This is a genomic window from Chloroflexota bacterium (assembly GCA_040902225.1).
Taxonomy (GTDB): domain Bacteria; phylum Chloroflexota; class Limnocylindria; order QHBO01; family QHBO01; genus CF-167.
The window spans coordinates 295,705-312,073 of record JBBDXT010000004.1 but is presented as its reverse complement, the minus strand read 5'-3'; the positions used below and the strand labels follow the sequence as shown (position 1 = coordinate 312,073).

Below are 16,369 nucleotides of genomic sequence, written 5' to 3'. Positions count from 1 at the left end.
CGCAGCCTCATGGCAGGCCCGCCACCTGCGCCAGCACGCGTTCAGGGTCCATGGTCGGCTCGTCACAGGCATAGCCACGACACACATAGGCGGTTGCCAGGCCGTCGCGTGCCGTCTTTCCCTCGAAGAGGGGCCAGACCGCCACGGAGTCGTTGGGGGGGAGTGGCGCGATGACCAGGTCCGGCTGGTATGGCCCGGCGGCCGCTCGTCGCAGCACGACCGCGAGCGGGTCATCGAGGTCGCCGGCGATGACGGCGTCGATCGGCTCGCCAAGGGAACGGTCCGCCGCGGCAAGCAGCCTTCCGAACTGGGCGGGGTGCCGTTCCAACGCGACACTCGCAGCACGCAGGATGCTGCGGGCACGGCGATCGTGATCCGGCTCGCCGGTGTGCAGCGCAAGCCGCAGGAGGACGTCCGCGGCGACCGAATTGGCGGCCGGCGTCGCCCCGTCGGCCAGCGATCGTGGCCGGGCGACGATCCGGTCGTGCTCATCGCTCGTGTCGAAGAAGGTGCCGCTGGCCTCGTCCCAGAAATCGACGACGGCACGATCCATCAGCGCGGCAGCCAGCTCGAGGTCCGCCACCTCCCCCAGCGCCGCGTGAGCGGCCAGGAGCCCGTCGGCGACGTGCGCATAGTCCTCGCAGAAGGCCGGCGTATGCGCCGTCCCGCCGCGAGCCGTGCGCCAGAGTCGTCCCTCGTCACGCAGCAGGTGAGCGCGGATGAAGCGCACGCATGCGCGGGTCGCGTCGGCGAAGCGATCGTCGCCGAGTACCAGGGACCCAACCGCGAGCGCTCGCAGCGCCATCCCGTTCCAGGCGGCCAGCTGCTTGTCATCGCGGCCCGGCCGGATCCGCTGCCCTCGCGCTACGAGGAGCGCGCCCCGGGCGCGGTCGAGCACCTCTCGTGTGGGAGCCGCGGCCCCGGCGACATGCAGGATCGAGCGGCCCTCCCAGTTGCCGCCCGGCACGACCCCCCAATACTCGGCGGCAGCCTGTGCCTCCTCAGCGTCCAGCCCCGCTGCGCGCAGGATCTCGACGAATTGGTCGAGGTCCCAGGTGTAGAAGCGGCCCTCCTCGCCCTCGCTGTCGGCATCGAGCGCCGACGCGAAGCCACCGTCCTCGGTCGCCAGCTCACGAATCATGAACTCCAGGGTCCGGCGCGCGACCTCTGCGTAGCGCTGCTGGCCGGTGGCGCGGAACGCCTCCAGGTAGGCGTGCGCCAATTGCGCGTTGTCGTAGAGCATCTTCTCGAAGTGTGGCACCAGCCAGCGGGCATCGGTGCTGTAGCGAGCGAAGCCACCCGCGACCTGGTCGTGGATCCCGCCGTCCGCCATGCGGTCGAGCGTGAACGTGACCATCTGCAGGACATCTGCGTCCCTGCCGCGTCGCCATGCCCGCAGCAGGAATTCGAGCGTCATGGGCGCCGGGAACTTCGGCGCGCCGCCAAAGCCGCCGTGCTGCGGGTCGAACGACTCCGCCAGGCGGGCTGCAGCGACGTCGAGCTGCTTGCGCTCGACCTCGTTCCTGCCCGGCTGCACTTCGAGCTGCTCACGCAGGTGCACAGCCAGCTGCCGCCCCTGCTCGACGACCTCGTCGCGGCGATCACGGTATGCCTCGGAGATCGCTCCGAGCACGCGCGGGAAGCCCGCCATCCCGTGTCGGTCCTCGGGCGGGAAATAGGTGCCGCCAAAGAACGGCTCGAGCGCCGGCGTCAGGAACACGCTCATCGGCCATCCGCCGCTGCCGGTCAGAGTCTGGACTGCGGCCATGTAGACGTCGTCGAGGTCCGGGCGCTCCTCGCGATCGACCTTGATCGCCACGAAATCCCGGTTCAGCTGCGCGGCGACGACCTCATCCTCGAATGACTCGTGCGCCATGACGTGGCACCAGTGACAGGCCGAATAGCCGATCGACAGGAAGATCGGCTTGTCTTCGGCGCGAGCGCGTTCGAGTGCCTCGGGGCCCCACGGATACCAGTCGACCGGGTTCGTCGCGTGCTGGAGGAGGTACGGGCTCGTCTCCTTGGCAAGTCGGTTGGTCATGCGGGGGGCCGCTCGCTGGCGAACTGCTCGGCGTAGAGACGCGCGTACAGGCCCTCGTGGCGCACCAGCTCGCCGTGCGTCCCGCGTTCAACGATCCGCCCGCGGTCGAAGACGAGGATCAGGTCGGCTCGCAGGATGGTCGAGAGTCGGTGCGCGATGGCGATGGTGGTGCGCCCCTCCATCAGGCCGGCCAGCGCCCCCTGGATCAGCCGTTCGCTGACCGTGTCGAGCGCGCTGGTCGCCTCGTCGAGGAGGAGGATGCGCGGATCCTTGAGGAGGACGCGGGCGATCGCCACGCGCTGCTTCTCGCCCCCCGAGAGCTTGTAGCCGCGCTCCCCGACAATGGTGTCATAACCGTCGGGCAGCTCCATGACGCGGTCGTGCATCGCCGCCGCGCGCGAGGCCGCCTCGATCGCCTCCATGGTCGCGTCCGGCTTGGCGTAGCGCAGGTTGTCCAGGACCGATGCGTGGAAGAGGTACGTCTCCTGCGTCACCACCCCGATCTCGCGCCCCAGCGACTCGAGCCGGACCTGGCGCACGTCGATGCCGTCGATCTCGACGGCACCCTCGCTGACATCGTACAGGCGCGGGATCAGGTAGGTGGTCGTCGTCTTCCCCGCTCCGGAGGGTCCGACCAGGGCGACCAGCTGGCCGGGCATCGCCTCGAAGTCGATCTCGTCCAGGCCAAACGGGCGAACGGGGATCGGCACCGCGCGGCCCTCCGCCTCGGCCTGCTCGACCTCGGCGGCGACCGCCACCGCGGCAGGTGGCGACGGGTAGCGGAACCTGACCTTGCGAAATCTGACATCGCCGCGGAGCGTGGCGGGGTCGAGGGTGACCGCATCTGGCGCGTCGCGGATCTCGGGCTCCATCTCGAGGTACTCGAAGATCCGGTCGAAGAGGGCGAGGGCGCCCTGGATCTCGACCTGCACGTTGAGCAGCTGGCCGAGCGGGAAGAAGAGGCGGCTCTGGAGTGTCGTGAAGGCGACGATGGTGCCGATGCTGACGTTCGTGTCGCCGCCGATGATGAGCGAGCCGGCCAGCAGGTAGACGAACGCGGGCGCGATCGAGAAGAAGGTGCCGATCATGGCGAAGAACCAGCGCCCGATCATCTGCTGGCGGATCTGCAGGTCGCCCAGGCGTCGGGACTCACGGCCGAACTTCTCGATGCTGGCCTGCTGCTGCCCGAACGTCTTCGAGAGAAGGATCCCCGAGACCGAGAGCGACTCCTGGGTGATGGCGCTCACCTCGGCCAGCGACTTCTGGGTGAGGCCGCTGACCACGCGCCGCACCTTGCCGACGCGGTAGGTGATGTACGCGAAGACCGGCAGCATGCCGAGGCTGAGGATCGTCAGCCGCCAGTCGAGGATCAGCATCGCGATCACGGTGGTGGCGACGGTCGCGAAGTTGGCCAGCAGCGAGGCGGCCGTATCGGTCACCACCGACTGCACCCCATTGACATCGTTGCCGATGCGGCTCTGGATCTCGCCGGTCCGTGTCTCGGTGAAGAAGCGGAGCGGCATCCATTGGAGGTGCGTGTACAGGGCCAGCCGCAGGTCGTCCATCACCCGCTGCCCGACCACGTTCGACAGGTACGACTGCCAGACGCCCAGCAGGCTGGTGCCGATCGGCAGCACGATCATGAGTCCGGCCTGCAGGTAGAGGAGCCCCAGGTCCTGCGGCCCGGTCAGGTTGTCGATGATCAGCTTCAGCAGGATCGGGTTGATCACGCCGATGCTGACTGTGACCACGATCAGGCCGGCGATCCACGCCAGGCGCAACCGGTATGGCCGGAAGAAGCCGACGATCTGGCGGAAGGTGGCGGGGGCGCTCCCCGGCCGCGCGCGGAGGTCCGGCTCGCCACCGCCGCCCCAGTGCCCGCCGCGCATCATCAGTCGATCACGATCGAGAGGAAGGCATTGGCGAGCGGCAGGCCAACCGGCGCCCCAAGCTCCGTGGCTCGCACCCGGACGCGCGCCTCGGTCGCGGCCGGATCGGGAATCTGGCTCGCGTGGCAGAGGAGCGCCGCCAGGCCGACCTCGAAGGTCTGGGAGACGTCGACGAAAAGGTTCGGCTGCTCCACGCCGGAGACCAGCACCTGGCGCACCTTCCACGGCTCCAGGCCCTCACCGATGAGCTCCGGGAAGTTGAGACGGTCGCGCGCGGCGGGATAGACCGCGGCCAGCGTCGCCTCCCCGGTGGCGAGATGGTCCGGATGGCCGATGAACGGGTTCCCGTCCTGTCGCCGCACCGGGTTCTGGGCGATGACCAGCTCAGGGCGGAAGCGCCGGATCTGCCGCACGATTTCGCGTCGCAGGTCGAGGCTGGGCGTTAGGTATCCATCCGGGTAGCCGAGGTGAACGATCTCAGAGACGCCAAGCCGATCCGCGGCGGCTCGCTGCTCGGCCTCGCGGGTGGCGGTCAGCTGCGCCGATGTCACCGTCGGGTCTTCGGTCCCCTTGCCGCCATCAGTCGTCACAACGTAGTCGACGCGCGTCCCGGAGGCCGTCAGGTGCGCGATGGTCGCCGCTGCGCTGAACTCGGCATCATCGGGGTGGCTGAAGATCACCAGGGCTCGGTCGAGCGGTTTGATCAGCTCGTCGCGTTCAGAATCGGGCATTGCTGCGAAGCATCGTAGCGCGAACCGGCGCCCCGGCCCCGCGCGACCGATTGACCGCCCCAGCCGCGTGTCCGCATACTACCCCCGAGTATGACCAGCGAGACCGGCCACGACCATTTCCGTCACGCCTATACCAAGGACCGCGGGGAGTTGCTGAACCGGCTGCGGCGGATCGAGGGCCAGGTCCGGGGCATCGCTCGGCTGGTGGAGGACGAGGCGTACTGCCTGGACATCCTCCAGCAGGTCGAGGCCATGACGGCGGCCGCCGACTCCGTGGCGCTCCTGCTCCTCGAGGATCACATCGACGGCTGCCTGACCCATGCCATCAAGACCGGTCAGGGCGAGCCATACGTGGACGAGGTGATGACGGTGGTGCGGCGCGCCCTGGGCAGGCGATCAGCACGCCCGAAGGGGCCGCGGGCCTGAAGAGTGGGAGTGCCGCGGGGGGGAACCACGACACTCCCAATGGCGAGTCTACCGCGCAGGCGGAGGGATCGCCCGACTACTCCCCGAACATCGTGAGCTGCTCCCCGCCACGCTCGATCAGCGGGTCGAGCCCGAGCACCGGCTCCAGCCAGTCGAGGCTCGCGCCATCGCGAGCGGCGAGTCCCTCGAGGTGCTGCCACTTGAGGAAATGCCAGTTCTGACGAGCGACCTCCGCTCTCAGCCACGGCGATCGGTCCAGCTTGAGTCGGAGCAGCTCGGTCCGCTCGGCAGGGAAGACGCAGAAGCGCGCCTGGTGGTCGGTCGGCTCGATCTGGCATCCACGGCGCAGGATCGGGTCTCCGATCATGGCGGTCCACTCGACGTCGAACATGAACGCCATCCTGCCGCGCACGTACCAGATCGCGTCGAGCGCCGCCAGCATCTCCGCCGCGGCGCGCACGATGAGCGGCAGGTACGCGCGCCGTTCATCCTCGCGCAGGCGTTCGAGGAGGGTTGCGCCGGCATACGGGCGGTCGTGCTCACGGCGACCGACCCACGCACGAAGGCCGAGGCGATGGCCGTAGTCGACCAGCGTGCCGATGATCCGGGCGTGGTCCTCCTGCCGCGCCGCGAGATCCTCCTCGGTGCGCAGCAACCCCTTCTCGCCAACCGAGGCGTAGGCCGCCAGGCAGGCCCGCACCAGCTCCTCGTCCGGCGCGTCCAGCCCGGGGAAGAGGACGAAGATCCGTTCCAGGAAGGCATGCTCATCGAGGCGCCCCGCCGTGGTCAGGATGGAGAAGGTGGCCCACTCGACCCGATCCGCCAGCGGCGCCTCGTCCAGCTCCGGCAGGCGAAGCCACCACAGGGGGCGGTCGAGATCGCCGATGCGGACCAGCGATGGGTGATCGTCGCGCGCCAGCTCCTCGCGCAGCAGGGTGGCGAGCAGGTTCGGCCCGCGCTCGGGTCGCTCCTCGGGCGGCACATCCTTCGCGTCGCCATCGGCGACCTCCTGCGCCGGGCCGCGGGAGGCTGCGAGGCGCGCCAGCAGGCCCGAGCCCTGCAGCTCCACGATGACCGCCGCGCCGACACGCATCAGGCCCGCCGGCTCGCCGCGACGCCTGAGCAGTGCGGTCACCGCACGGTCGATCGCGGCCGCGAGCTCCGGGTACGTGAGGTGCCCGTCCTCGGCTCCCAGCTGGAGCGGGGTCGCCTCGATGACCCGGCGCAGGTGATCCTCGGCGGACGTCTTTCGAAAATGCAGCGCCATCGCATCGCCGGAGCGAACCGATTCTCGATGAACCACGTCGACCAGCTCGAGGTCGGCGGCCGCCCCCGCCACGGCGGCTGCCAGCACCCGATCGAGCTCCCCGCCCTCGATCAGCAGGTTGCACCAGCCACCCGGCTTGAGGGCCCCGGCGGCCGACGCCATGGCGTGCCGCATGGCGGTTGCCTCGGCTGGCTCTCCCTCTCCGTGCGCCGCTCCAAACAGCGGCTCCAGCCGGAGCGTCTCCGCCGCCTCGCGCCCGAGCAGCCAGGCCGTGGCGAGGTACTCGAAGCTCATCTCGTCCACGCTCCCCGCGGGCGGCGGCGAGCCGAGGACCAGGTCGACGCCATCCGGCGGCAAGTACTGCCCAACCACGGCGGGCCGGCATCGGATCCAGAGCACGTTGGCCGCACCGACCCCTCCCAGCTCGTCCAGGTCCGCGGCGAAGCGGGCGGGACGACGATCCCGGCCGAGGGCGATGATCGCCGTCCGCACGTCGTGCACCGCCGCCTCGAAGAGGCGCCACACGTTCACCTCGCGCTGGTGACGGGACGCCGGCTGGCGCACGTGTCCACCGCTGATGCGGAGCGAGGCGACTCGGCCGGGGTACCCGTTCAGGCGGCTGCCGGGCAGGAGGCAGGCCGCCAGTGCCAGCCGGAAGACCGCGGCCAGCGACGGCTCCCGGAATTCAGCGTCGATCTTGTTGGCAATCGTCTGGAGCGCATACAGGTTGCGGGGGGTGTACAGGTCGAGCAGCTCATCGACCAGCTCGGTACGCCCATCCAGGACCGGGAACCGGTCGCGCAGCTGCTGATAGTGAAGGCTCTGCCGGACGTCAGTGGCCGGTGGCGCGGCGGGGTCGGGGTGGACGGTCGAGGCGTAGTGCGGGCGTCCGGCACGAAGCGACCCGGTGGGTGGATCAGGTGTCGCGGGGGCCAGCGACGGGGGTCCGCCGACCTCGCCGATCGGCGCTGCCGGGTCGTCCTCCGGGTCGGGCTCCGCGGTCAGCCCAACAGGGGCGGGCGGGAGGTCATCCTCGAGGTCGGCTGCAGGATGGCCGACCGGCAGCACCGGCTCCGGCTCCACCGCCCGGTCGATCCCGAGCTTGGCAAGGTCGGCGTCGTCGATCGGAGCGACCCGCTCCTGGGGACCGCCGATGGAGACGTCGCAGTTCGGGCAGTGATAGATCTTGCGGCCCGGTGCGTCACCATCGCGAGGCCAGATGAACTGCTCCCCGACCACGGGCCGACGACAGGTCGAGCAGCGGGTGGCGTAGAGCTCTTCCAGATGCTGGCGCAGTGGCACGTCCACGCGCCGCGAGGCAGAGAGCTGGGCGAAGGCCGCATCAAGAGCGCTCGGCTCCGGGGCCAGCAGGAACGCCTGGCCCGCCAGCTGCGCGAATGGCGAGGGATCGGCCGCAACGACCCGCATGCCGTGGGCGATCGCGCGGCGAGCGGTCCAGCCCGTGCCGGCCCATGGATCGAGGACCGTGTCGCCCGCCCGGCCAAATGCCGTCAGCTCGGCGTCGAGCTGATTGTCGGCCGGCGAGGGGAAGTAGCGCTCCAGAAGTGCGAGTCCGGGGAGACGGCGTGGAAGAACGACGTGATCCAGTCGCTTCCGTTCGGCCTCGCTCAATCGGGCTCCTACGGTTCTTCGAGCAGCTCTTCCTCGACGTCGGGTTCGGCGGAGAATTCCGGAAGGCTGGTGTCGAGCTCCTCGACCTCCTCCGTCTCCTCCTCCACCTCCTCGGACTCCTCCTCGTCATCGTAGCGGAGCGCCGTGCCCTTGATGTACGGTCGGACGTCACCCGGCCGTCCGGTCGCGCTACCGGGAAAGCTGACCTTGCCGAAGTTGGCCGGATCGGCGAACGCCTCGTGGATGATCACCCGCACCTCGTCACGATCGACGGTGGTGATGGCTGCCTCGTAGCGGTTGCCGGCCTTCATGAGCTTGGCGAGCCGTGCGCCGATGCGAGGCTCGACCTGGCCCACCTCCACCTCGCCGACGCGCGCAACCAGCAGGGCCCCCTCCAGCGCCAGCTCGACCGCGTCGCCGGCCGAGAGTGAGGCGAGCTGCTTGGCTGGGATCAGGTTGATGAGGCGAGCGTGGCCGGTCTTCCCCATCTCCTCGATGAAGTGCGAGGCCAATGCCTTCTCCTGCTTTCCATCCCCCACCGCCGACGCGTCGCCGCCGCCGGCGATGACCCGCAGCCGGCCCACGTTCCGCTCGGCGATGCGGTTGGTGGCATCGCGCGCCAGGGCTCCCTGGTATGCGTCCAGCGCCTCCGCGTGACGCCCCAGCTCGGCGAGCGCCTTTCCCAGCCGGTTGTACGCGTCGGTGTCGCCACCCAGCTCAAGGATCTGCTGGTTGCTGGAGACCGCCCCCTCCCATTCCCCGCGCGTCGCCTGCCCGATGGCGACATCGGTGAGATGCCTGCGCTGGCGGTTGATGGTCTCCGTCTCGTCGAGCGTCATCGTCTCCCCAAGCTCAATTTGAGGCGGTCAATGGTGCGGAAATTGCCCGTGCGGCGGGGCCACCAGGCCGAAGGGCGCCTTGTTGTAGCAGAGCCCGAGAGGGGTGTCAACGCGCGCCGAGGCTGGGGACGCGGGACGCGCAGCTCAACCCGGAAGTCCTCGATCCCCATCGACTGGATCGGCCCGTCACACCGCAGACACAGGTCAGGAGAGCCGCCGGTTGGCGTCGCCTCGGTCATGCCGGCTTCAGGAGGAGCGCGACCAGCAGCCCGAGCAGCGCGAGGCTGCCGAACTCGAGTGCCACCGCCCTCGTGCGCGCGCCGTTGCCCAGCGCTTCGGCCGCGCCTGCCCACGCGTGAAAGCCCAGCGCGAGGACCGCTGAGCCGACCACGCCGGGGAGGTGCAGCAGCGCCAGGCTGGCGCCGAGCTGGGCAATTGCCAGCAGGTGCAGTGCGGCCTGGCCGACCGCCTCCACCCCGTACCGCCCGCGCAGCTCGGCCGCGCGCAGCGCGGGCACCGCGGCCGCAATCACCACCAGCAGCACGGCCGGCGGCCAGGACGCGGCCGGAAAGCTGGCCGCGATTCCTGCGGCCGCAGCGAAGACGATCCCCACCAGGGTGAGGTCGATGCTCAGCCGCGGTGATCGGCCCTCAGGCAGCCGCAGCTCGTACCACAGCACGCCGAACAGGAGCAGTGCGACCACCGGGGCACCCAGCAGCTGCGCGGTCGGGCTCAGCATCTGGCCAAGGAGGGTGAGGGCCACGCCTGCCACCGGGAAGGTCGCATATCTCGCGAAGCCGAACCGGGAACGGACCGGGCCGATGACCCACACCGCACCCATCCCGCCGATCGCCAGCTGACCGGCGATCGCCACGGCCAGCCAGAAGGCCGGCGCGAACCAGCCGTAGACAACCAGGCCGGCCATCACCGCGGCCAGCACGATCGTTTCGGGGCGCTCGATGCGGCGCCCGATGATCCACAGCCCCTCGCGGCGCGCGTCGGTGGCGGTCATCCCACCAGCTCCAGCAGCTCGTCGGCGGTGCGGGTACCGACCACCTGCGCGGGCGTCAGCCACGCGCGTCGCGCGACCGAGACCGCGTAGCGGAGCTGGTCGAGCTCCTCGGTGCGATGCGCATCGCTGGCCAGGGTGAGTCGCACGCCCGCCTGGCCGGCCGCGCGAGCCAGGGCGTCGTCGAGATCAAGGCGGGGGCTGCCGTTCAGCTCCAGCGCCGTGCCGGTGCGGGCCGCGGCCTCGAAGACGCGCGGCCAATCGAGGGCGATCGGGTCGCGGCGATTCACGATTCGCCCGGTGGGATGTGCAATGACGTCGACGTTCGGGTTGTCGATCGCCGCCAGCGTGCGACGGGTGAGCTGCTCGGTCGACTGCCCGCGGGCGGTGTGCACGCTTGCCACCACGACGTCAAACCGGGCCAGCAGGTCATCGGGATAGTCGAGGGTCGCATCGGCACGGATCTCCATCTCGGTGCCGTGCAGGATACGGAACGGCGCAAGCTCGCCATTCAGCCGGCTGATCTCCTCGCGCTGCTCGGTCACTCGCTCGACGGTCAGGCCACGCGTGATGCCGAGCGACGGTGAGTGATCGGTCAGGACGATCCAGGCGCGGCCGAGGTCGCGCGCCGCGCGAGCCATCACCTCGATCGAATCGACCCCATCGGTCCAGTCCGAGTGCACGTGGGTGTCGCCGCGTAGATCGGTCATGTTGACGAGGTCGGGCAGGCGGTCGGCCAGCGCGGCCTGGATCTCGCCGCTGTCCTCGCGCAGCTCGGGCGGGATCAACAGCAGGCCGAGCCGCTCGTAGACCTCTTCCTCGGTGGCAATCGGTTGCAGCTCACCGCTCTCGACGACCTTGAAGCCCTTCTCGGAGAGCGACAGGCCGCGCTCGAGCGCCATGCCACGCAGGGCGACGTTGTGCTCCTTGCTGCCGGTGAAGTGGACCAGGTGGCTGCCCCAGGCGGCCGGCGGACAGACCATCAGGTCGACCTGCGGCCCCTCGGCCAGCACGATGCTCGACTTGTCCGTGCCCGCGCTGAGCACGTGTTCCACGGTCGTCAGGCTGTCGAGGGCACGGATCAGGCGTGCGGGATCATCGGTCGCAGCAAGCAAGTCGAGATCCCCGATCGTCGCCTTTCGGCGCCGCAGCGATCCCGCCGGCTCGATGGCGCGCACGCCGCGGACCTCCCGCAGCTGATCGACCAGGCCGGACATCAGCGCATCGGCGTCGTGCAGGAGCAGGCGGGTACCCCGCGAGGCCAGGCGGGCCATGGCGGCGAGGATGTTCTCCTCGGTCCGGGCCGAGAGCCCTTTCAGGCTGCGAAGCGTCCCCGCCTCCGCGGCAGCCCGCAGCGCCTCGACGGAATCGATCCCCAGCTCGTCGTGGAGTTGCTTCACGGTTCGCGGCCCGACCCCGGGGATCTTCAGGATCTCCAGCAGCCCGCTGGGAACCTGGGCACGCATGCGGTCGTAATACGCCAGCTGTCCGGTGGTTGCCAGCTCCGCCAGCTTGGTGCTCAGTGCCGGGCCGGCTCCTGGGATCTTGGGGGGATCATCGGCCTGGAAGAGATGAGCGACGTCATCGGGCCAGCGCTCAACCGCATCTGCGACACGTCGATACGCGACCGCCTTGTAGACCAGCTCGCCCGAGATCTCCAGCATGTCGGCGATCTCGTTGAATACCCGCGCCATGTCCGCGTTGCTGATGAGGGTGGGGTCAGTGCGTGAGATCGCGCGGGGCCGAGGCATCGGGCCATTCTAGGGGCACGGAAAAGCGGCCCAGTCCCGGGCGAGGGGCTGGACCGCTCTGTTTGGGGCGGGTTAGCGCTTGGTGATGCGCAGGACGCGCAGCAACGAGGCGCCAAGGCCGCGGCCGTCGCGCTCGCGGATCGGCTCCGTGGAGTGCGTGCGGCGGCGTGCCTCGTAGAGAATCTCATTCTGTCGCAGATTTGCGAGCAGTCCGAGATATGTTCCTCGGCTCATTTGAAACCTCCTGGGTTGGGTATCGCGAGTGGTGCTCGAGATCTGCTGTAACTTATTTATGCCGTATGAACGGTTACAGCGGTTACTGTACGCGGATCGAGGTAACTTGTCAAGCGCTGTACAATGGTTACATGGCACTTGATGGTACTGCCCCCAACGAGCCCGACCAGGCCGAGGAGCTCTTCATTTCCTTCGGCAACACGCTCGAATACGAGCGGGGCGAGCCCGTCGACGCCGTGCCCGACATGAGCTCGCTGCTGACGTGGCTGCGAGAGCGCCGCCTCATCAGCGGCCGGGGGATGGCCGTCGAAGCCGCGCATCTTCGGCGCGACCCCGAGGAGACCGCGCGGCGAATCGAGCGGTTCCACCATCTGCGCGAGGTCCTGCACCTCATCGCCGCGCAGGTGACCGAGACCGGCCACCCGACGAGCGAGCAGCTGCGCGACCTCAACCACATCCTTCGCCACGGGCTCCATTACCACCAGGTCGAGCGCGATCCGGATGGCACTCGCTACACCTTCGCCCAGGTCGGCGACCGGCTCGACCAGGCGCGCGCCACCATCGCCAGCTCACTTGCCCAGTTCCTGGCCGATGACGCGCCGTCGCGCCTGCGGGTCTGCGCCAACGCCGGCTGCCGGTACCTTTTCATCGATCGCTCCCGAACCGGGAGGCGACGGTGGTGTGACATGCGCACGTGCGGTAACCAGGCAAAGGTTGCGCGACATCGTGCTCGCGCTCGGGATCAGCTCAATGAAACACCGGCCAGCGTTTCCTGAGGGGTTCCGCGGGCACCGAGCGCGGTCTAGAATCAGGAGGACGCGACAGCGGCTTCGGCCAGCTGTCGTGCCGCGGAGAACGCAGCGAGGCGTAGCACGATCCAAGGTGGATGCCGGTTCCGATAGCCGAATCTGCGCGCGCCCGAGGCCGATGGCCGGGGCGAGGGTGACCGCCTAGCGTCGACCTCGCCGCTCGCGCGCGTCACGTCCCATCCGACGCCAGAGCGAGGTGGTCGTCTCATGCTCTTCCTCAGCCGGCTGGTCGGCCGTCCGGTTCGCGACCGGAACGGCGAGTCCCTCGGCAAGCTGCGCGATCTGATCGTGGCTCTCGGCGAACAGTACCCGCCGGTCACGGGGCTGGTGGTTCGGGTCACCGGCGGTCGCGACATCTTTCTGCCCTGGACCGATGTCGAGGAGATCGACGCCGAAGGGGCGCGCCTGCGCACCACGCGCATCGACATGGCCAGCTTTCGCCAGCGCCCGAATGAGATTCGCCTCTGGCTCGACCTGCTCGACAAGCAGATCGTCGACGTCGAGGATCGCAAGATCGTTCGCGTCAATGACATCCAGCTCGCACCGGTCGAGGCGCGGCTGCGCCTGGTGGCGGTTGACGTGGGGCTGGCGGGCATCCTCCGTCGGCTCGGGCTCTCCGGCCCTGGCGAGCGGCTGGCGCGGGCGCTGCACCTCGAGCCGGAGAACTACATCGAGTGGGAGGACGTCGACCCGGTGGAATCGAGCGTCTCGAGCCTGAAGCTGCGCGTTCCACACGAGGCGCTCGGCACGCTTCACCCGGCGGACGTGGCCCACATCGTCGAGCAGCTGGCGCCGCGCGATCGGGCCGGGATCCTCGCCGCGCTGGACGACGAACGAGCCGCCGACGTCCTCGAGGAGCTGGCAGCGGACGACCAGGTCGACCTGCTCGAGGCGCTCCCCCCGGAGAAGGCAGCCGACATCCTGGAGGAGATGGGGCCGGACGAGGCCGCCGACCTGGTCGCCGACCTCTCGGAAGAGCGCCAGGAGCAGCTGCTCGGCCTGATGGAGCCGGAGGAGGCATCCGATGTCCGCGAGCTGCTCGCCTACGGCGAGGAGACCGCCGGCGGCCTGATGACCACCGACTTCATCACCGTTACGCCCGAGATGACCGCCGAGCAGGTCATCGAGCGGCTGCGTGAGCTGCATCCGGATGCCGACCACGTCTATTACCTGTACGTGACCGATGCCGAGGGGATGCTGGTCGGCACCATCACGCTGCGTGGCTTGATCGTCGCGGCGCCGGAGACGGCGGTGCGCGAGTTCATGCGGCCCGAACCGATCAGCGTGGGCGTCGACCTCGATGCGGAAGAGGTGGGAGCCGCTATCGCGCGCTATAACCTGCTGGCGCTGCCGGTGGTCGACGGAGAGGGCCGCATGCAGGGGATCGTGACCGTCGACGACGCCCTCGAGCGCGCGCTGGGCGAGGGTTGGCGCAAGCGCCTCCCGGAGATCTACGAGCCGGCCGAGGATCGGTAGGCGACGTGACCCGGCGCCTGGCACTCCCCCGCCCCATGCGGCGCGCACAGCGCTCCCTCCGCGAGCGCCTGCCGAACTTCCGCGTCCATCGGTCCGGGGTGCTGGCCTTCCTCGGCGTGATGGGACCCGGATTGGTTGCCGGTCTGGCCGGCAACGACGCGGGTGGGATCGCCACCTACAGCGTCCTCGGGGCGGAGACGGGCCTCTCGCTGCTCTGGATCTTCCCGATCACGACCATCCTGCTGGTGGTCGTTCTCGAGATGGCGGCGCGCATGGGCGCCGTCTCCGGGCAGGGCCTCGGCGACCTGATCCGCGACGATTTCGGGATCCGCTGGACCCTCTTCGCGATGGTTGTGCTGCTGATCGCCAACGGCGCGAACATCGTGGCCGAGTTCGCTGGAGCAGCCGCTGCGCTGGAGATCTTTGGGATCTCCCGCTACGCCACGGTGCCGATCGTGGCGGCGGGAATCTGGGCGCTGGTCGTCTTCGCCAGCTACCGCGTCGTGGAGCGCGTCTTCCTGTCCGTGGCGGTCGTCTTCGGCGCCTACGTGGTGAGCGCCTTCGTGGCGGGTCCCGACTGGGGCGAGGTGGGGCGGGCACTCATCTCGCCATCGGTCTCGCTGGCGCCGAACGCGCTGCTGCTGATGGTCGCAGCGGTCGGCACCACCGTCACGCCGTACATGTTCTTCTACCTGCAGTCATCGGTCGCGGACAAGGGGCTAGGCCCCGAGGAGCTCACCTTCGAGCGGGCGGACGCCGTGCTGGGCGGCATCTGGACCAATGCCATCGCCCTCTTCATCGTGATCGTGACGGCCGTGACCATCTTTCCGCGGGGCATCACCATCGAGAGCGCGGACCAGGCGGCGCTCGCCCTGGCCCCGGTTGCCGGCGATTTCGCCAAGGCACTCTTTGCCTTCGGGCTGTTCGGGGCATCGGTGCTGGCGGCGACGGTCATGCCCCTCACGACAAGCTACGCCGTGTGCGAGTCGTTCGGCTGGGAGTCGGGCGTCTCCCGCAAGTTCAGCGAGGCGCCCGCGTTCATGGGGCTCTACACCGCCCTGATCGTGATCGGCGCGGTGGTCGTTCTCATTCCGGGACTGCCGCTGATCGGCGTCATCCTGGTCAGCCAGAACCTCAACGGGATCCTGCTCCCGATCATCCTGGTCTTCATGCTGCGGCTGGTGAACAACCCGCGGATCATGGGCCAGCACACCAACCCGAGGTGGCTGAACGTGCTGGCCTGGGGCCTGACCGGGCTGGTGATCCTGCTCACCGCCGTCCTGTTCGGCTCGACGCTGGCCAGCTGGCTGAGATTGGGCTAGCTGCCGATCGGGTGCCAGACGGTCTTCGTCTCGGTGAACTCCCCGATCAGGTAGGGCGACTGGGCGCGCGGGCTGAGCCAATCGACCGCGTTCGATCCGTTCGTTGGCGGCCGCACGAGGCGCTTCACGTTCTCCGTGGCCAGCTCCTCCACGGCAACCCCCTGCGCCGGGTCGAGTCCGTACGCATCAAGAGCGTTGACGTCCATGTGTCCCGCCAGGTGCAGCACCAGCTCCCTACGCAGCCCGGTGATCAGGTTGACCACGCCACCTGGCACGTCTGACGTGGCGAAGACCTCGGTGAGCGTCACCGCCGGAAGCGGGCGTGACTCGGAGGCCAGAACCACCGCACAGTTGCCGGAGACGATGACCGGAGCCAGGCGGCTCACCAGCCCGAGCAGGCTCGACCCCTCGGGCGCGATCACCCCGACTACGCCGCTCGGCTCGGGTACGCTGAAGTTGAAGTAGCTGCCGTTGACCGGGTTGACCGACCCGTTCACCTGGCTGAACTTGTCGGCCCAGCCGGCGTACCAGACCCAGCGATCGATCGCGGCATCGGTGAGGCGGGTAGCGCGTTGCCGCCCAACTCCCTCGGCGGCCATCACCTCACTGACGAACTGGTCGCGGCGACCCTCCATCAGCTCAGCGATGCGATACAGGATCTGGCTGCGGTTGAAGCCAGTTTTGGCCGACCAGTCGGGCAGCGCCGTGCGTGCGGCGCGAACCGCGTCTCGGATGTCCTTGCGCGTCCCGCGACAGGCGTTGGCGAGGAGCTCGCCCTTCGCACCGTGGATCTCGTAGGCGCGGCCCGATTCGGTGCGCGGGAAGGCACCGCCGATGTACAGCTTGTAGGTCTTGCGCACCTCGAGTCGCTGGCCGGCGGACCCTGCCCCATCGCGGATGGCGAGCGGCGCTGCAGTCTTGGCCCGCAGGACCGAGGCGCCCG

The 16,369-nt window shown here is 69.3% G+C and carries 13 protein-coding genes; 4 read left to right on the top strand and 9 right to left on the bottom strand.

The annotated features are described in order from the left end of the window. Positions 1 to 7 precede the first annotated feature (7 nt). From WEB29_03795 to WEB29_03785, 3 genes are read right to left on the bottom strand one after another with little or no spacing between them, the layout of a single operon-like run. Positions 8 to 2,041, bottom strand: a complete 2,034-nt coding sequence (locus WEB29_03795; protein ID MEX2136072.1) for a thioredoxin domain-containing protein — start codon at positions 2,039 to 2,041, stop codon at positions 8 to 10. Further along, on the bottom strand, positions 2,038 to 3,933 hold the full coding sequence (locus tag WEB29_03790; GenBank protein ID MEX2136071.1) for an ABC transporter ATP-binding protein: 1,896 nt from the start codon (positions 3,931 to 3,933) through the stop codon (positions 2,038 to 2,040). The genes WEB29_03795 and WEB29_03790 overlap by 4 nt, the downstream gene beginning before the upstream one ends. Continuing rightward, the gene (locus WEB29_03785; GenBank protein ID MEX2136070.1) at positions 3,933 to 4,661 is read right to left on the bottom strand and encodes a PIG-L deacetylase family protein; all 729 of its coding nucleotides are present in this window, start codon (positions 4,659 to 4,661) and stop codon (positions 3,933 to 3,935) included. Before WEB29_03785 ends, WEB29_03790 begins: the two co-directional genes overlap by 1 nt. Before the next feature lie 90 nt (positions 4,662 to 4,751). Here WEB29_03785 and WEB29_03780 point away from each other — a divergent pair, with 90 nt between their 5' ends. Then, positions 4,752 to 5,087: a metal-sensitive transcriptional regulator gene (locus WEB29_03780; protein ID MEX2136069.1), complete on the top strand. Its 336-nt coding sequence runs from the start codon at positions 4,752 to 4,754 to the stop codon at positions 5,085 to 5,087. A gap of 76 nt (positions 5,088 to 5,163) precedes the next feature. Here WEB29_03780 and WEB29_03775 read toward each other — a convergent pair whose 3' ends face one another. From WEB29_03775 to WEB29_03755, 5 genes are all read right to left on the bottom strand, one after another. Next, positions 5,164 to 7,986, bottom strand: a complete 2,823-nt coding sequence (locus tag WEB29_03775; protein MEX2136068.1) for a hypothetical protein — start codon at positions 7,984 to 7,986, stop codon at positions 5,164 to 5,166. Between the two features lie 8 nt (positions 7,987 to 7,994). Next, the gene (locus tag WEB29_03770; GenBank protein MEX2136067.1) at positions 7,995 to 8,825 is read right to left on the bottom strand and encodes a tetratricopeptide repeat protein; all 831 of its coding nucleotides are present in this window, start codon (positions 8,823 to 8,825) and stop codon (positions 7,995 to 7,997) included. Positions 8,826 to 9,060: 235 nt separating this feature from the next. Then, positions 9,061 to 9,837, bottom strand: a complete 777-nt coding sequence (locus WEB29_03765; GenBank protein MEX2136066.1) for a hypothetical protein — start codon at positions 9,835 to 9,837, stop codon at positions 9,061 to 9,063. Further along, positions 9,834 to 11,585: a DNA polymerase/3'-5' exonuclease PolX gene (polX, locus tag WEB29_03760; GenBank protein MEX2136065.1), complete on the bottom strand. Its 1,752-nt coding sequence runs from the start codon at positions 11,583 to 11,585 to the stop codon at positions 9,834 to 9,836. Before polX ends, WEB29_03765 begins: the two co-directional genes overlap by 4 nt. A 72-nt stretch (positions 11,586 to 11,657) precedes the next feature. Continuing rightward, the gene (locus WEB29_03755; protein MEX2136064.1) at positions 11,658 to 11,819 is read right to left on the bottom strand and encodes a hypothetical protein; all 162 of its coding nucleotides are present in this window, start codon (positions 11,817 to 11,819) and stop codon (positions 11,658 to 11,660) included. Between the two features lie 131 nt (positions 11,820 to 11,950). On the opposite strand from WEB29_03755, the gene WEB29_03750 reads away from it, so the two are divergent. The 3 genes from WEB29_03750 to WEB29_03740 all read left to right on the top strand — a co-directional run bounded on the left by WEB29_03750 (position 11,951) and on the right by WEB29_03740 (position 15,426). After that, positions 11,951 to 12,595, top strand: coding sequence for a CGNR zinc finger domain-containing protein (locus WEB29_03750; GenBank protein MEX2136063.1), 645 nt, complete (start codon positions 11,951 to 11,953; stop codon positions 12,593 to 12,595). 240 nt (positions 12,596 to 12,835) lie between these two features. Further along, on the top strand, positions 12,836 to 14,104 hold the full coding sequence (locus WEB29_03745) for a CBS domain-containing protein (GenBank protein MEX2136062.1): 1,269 nt from the start codon (positions 12,836 to 12,838) through the stop codon (positions 14,102 to 14,104). A gap of 5 nt (positions 14,105 to 14,109) precedes the next feature. Continuing rightward, positions 14,110 to 15,426, top strand: coding sequence for an Nramp family divalent metal transporter (locus tag WEB29_03740; protein ID MEX2136061.1), 1,317 nt, complete (start codon positions 14,110 to 14,112; stop codon positions 15,424 to 15,426). Here WEB29_03740 and WEB29_03735 read toward each other — a convergent pair. Continuing rightward, positions 15,423 to 16,325, bottom strand: a complete 903-nt coding sequence (locus WEB29_03735) for an aldehyde dehydrogenase family protein (GenBank protein MEX2136060.1) — start codon at positions 16,323 to 16,325, stop codon at positions 15,423 to 15,425. The two genes, WEB29_03740 and WEB29_03735, sit on opposite strands and share 4 nt — an antisense overlap. Between the last annotated feature and the right edge of the window lie 44 nt (positions 16,326 to 16,369).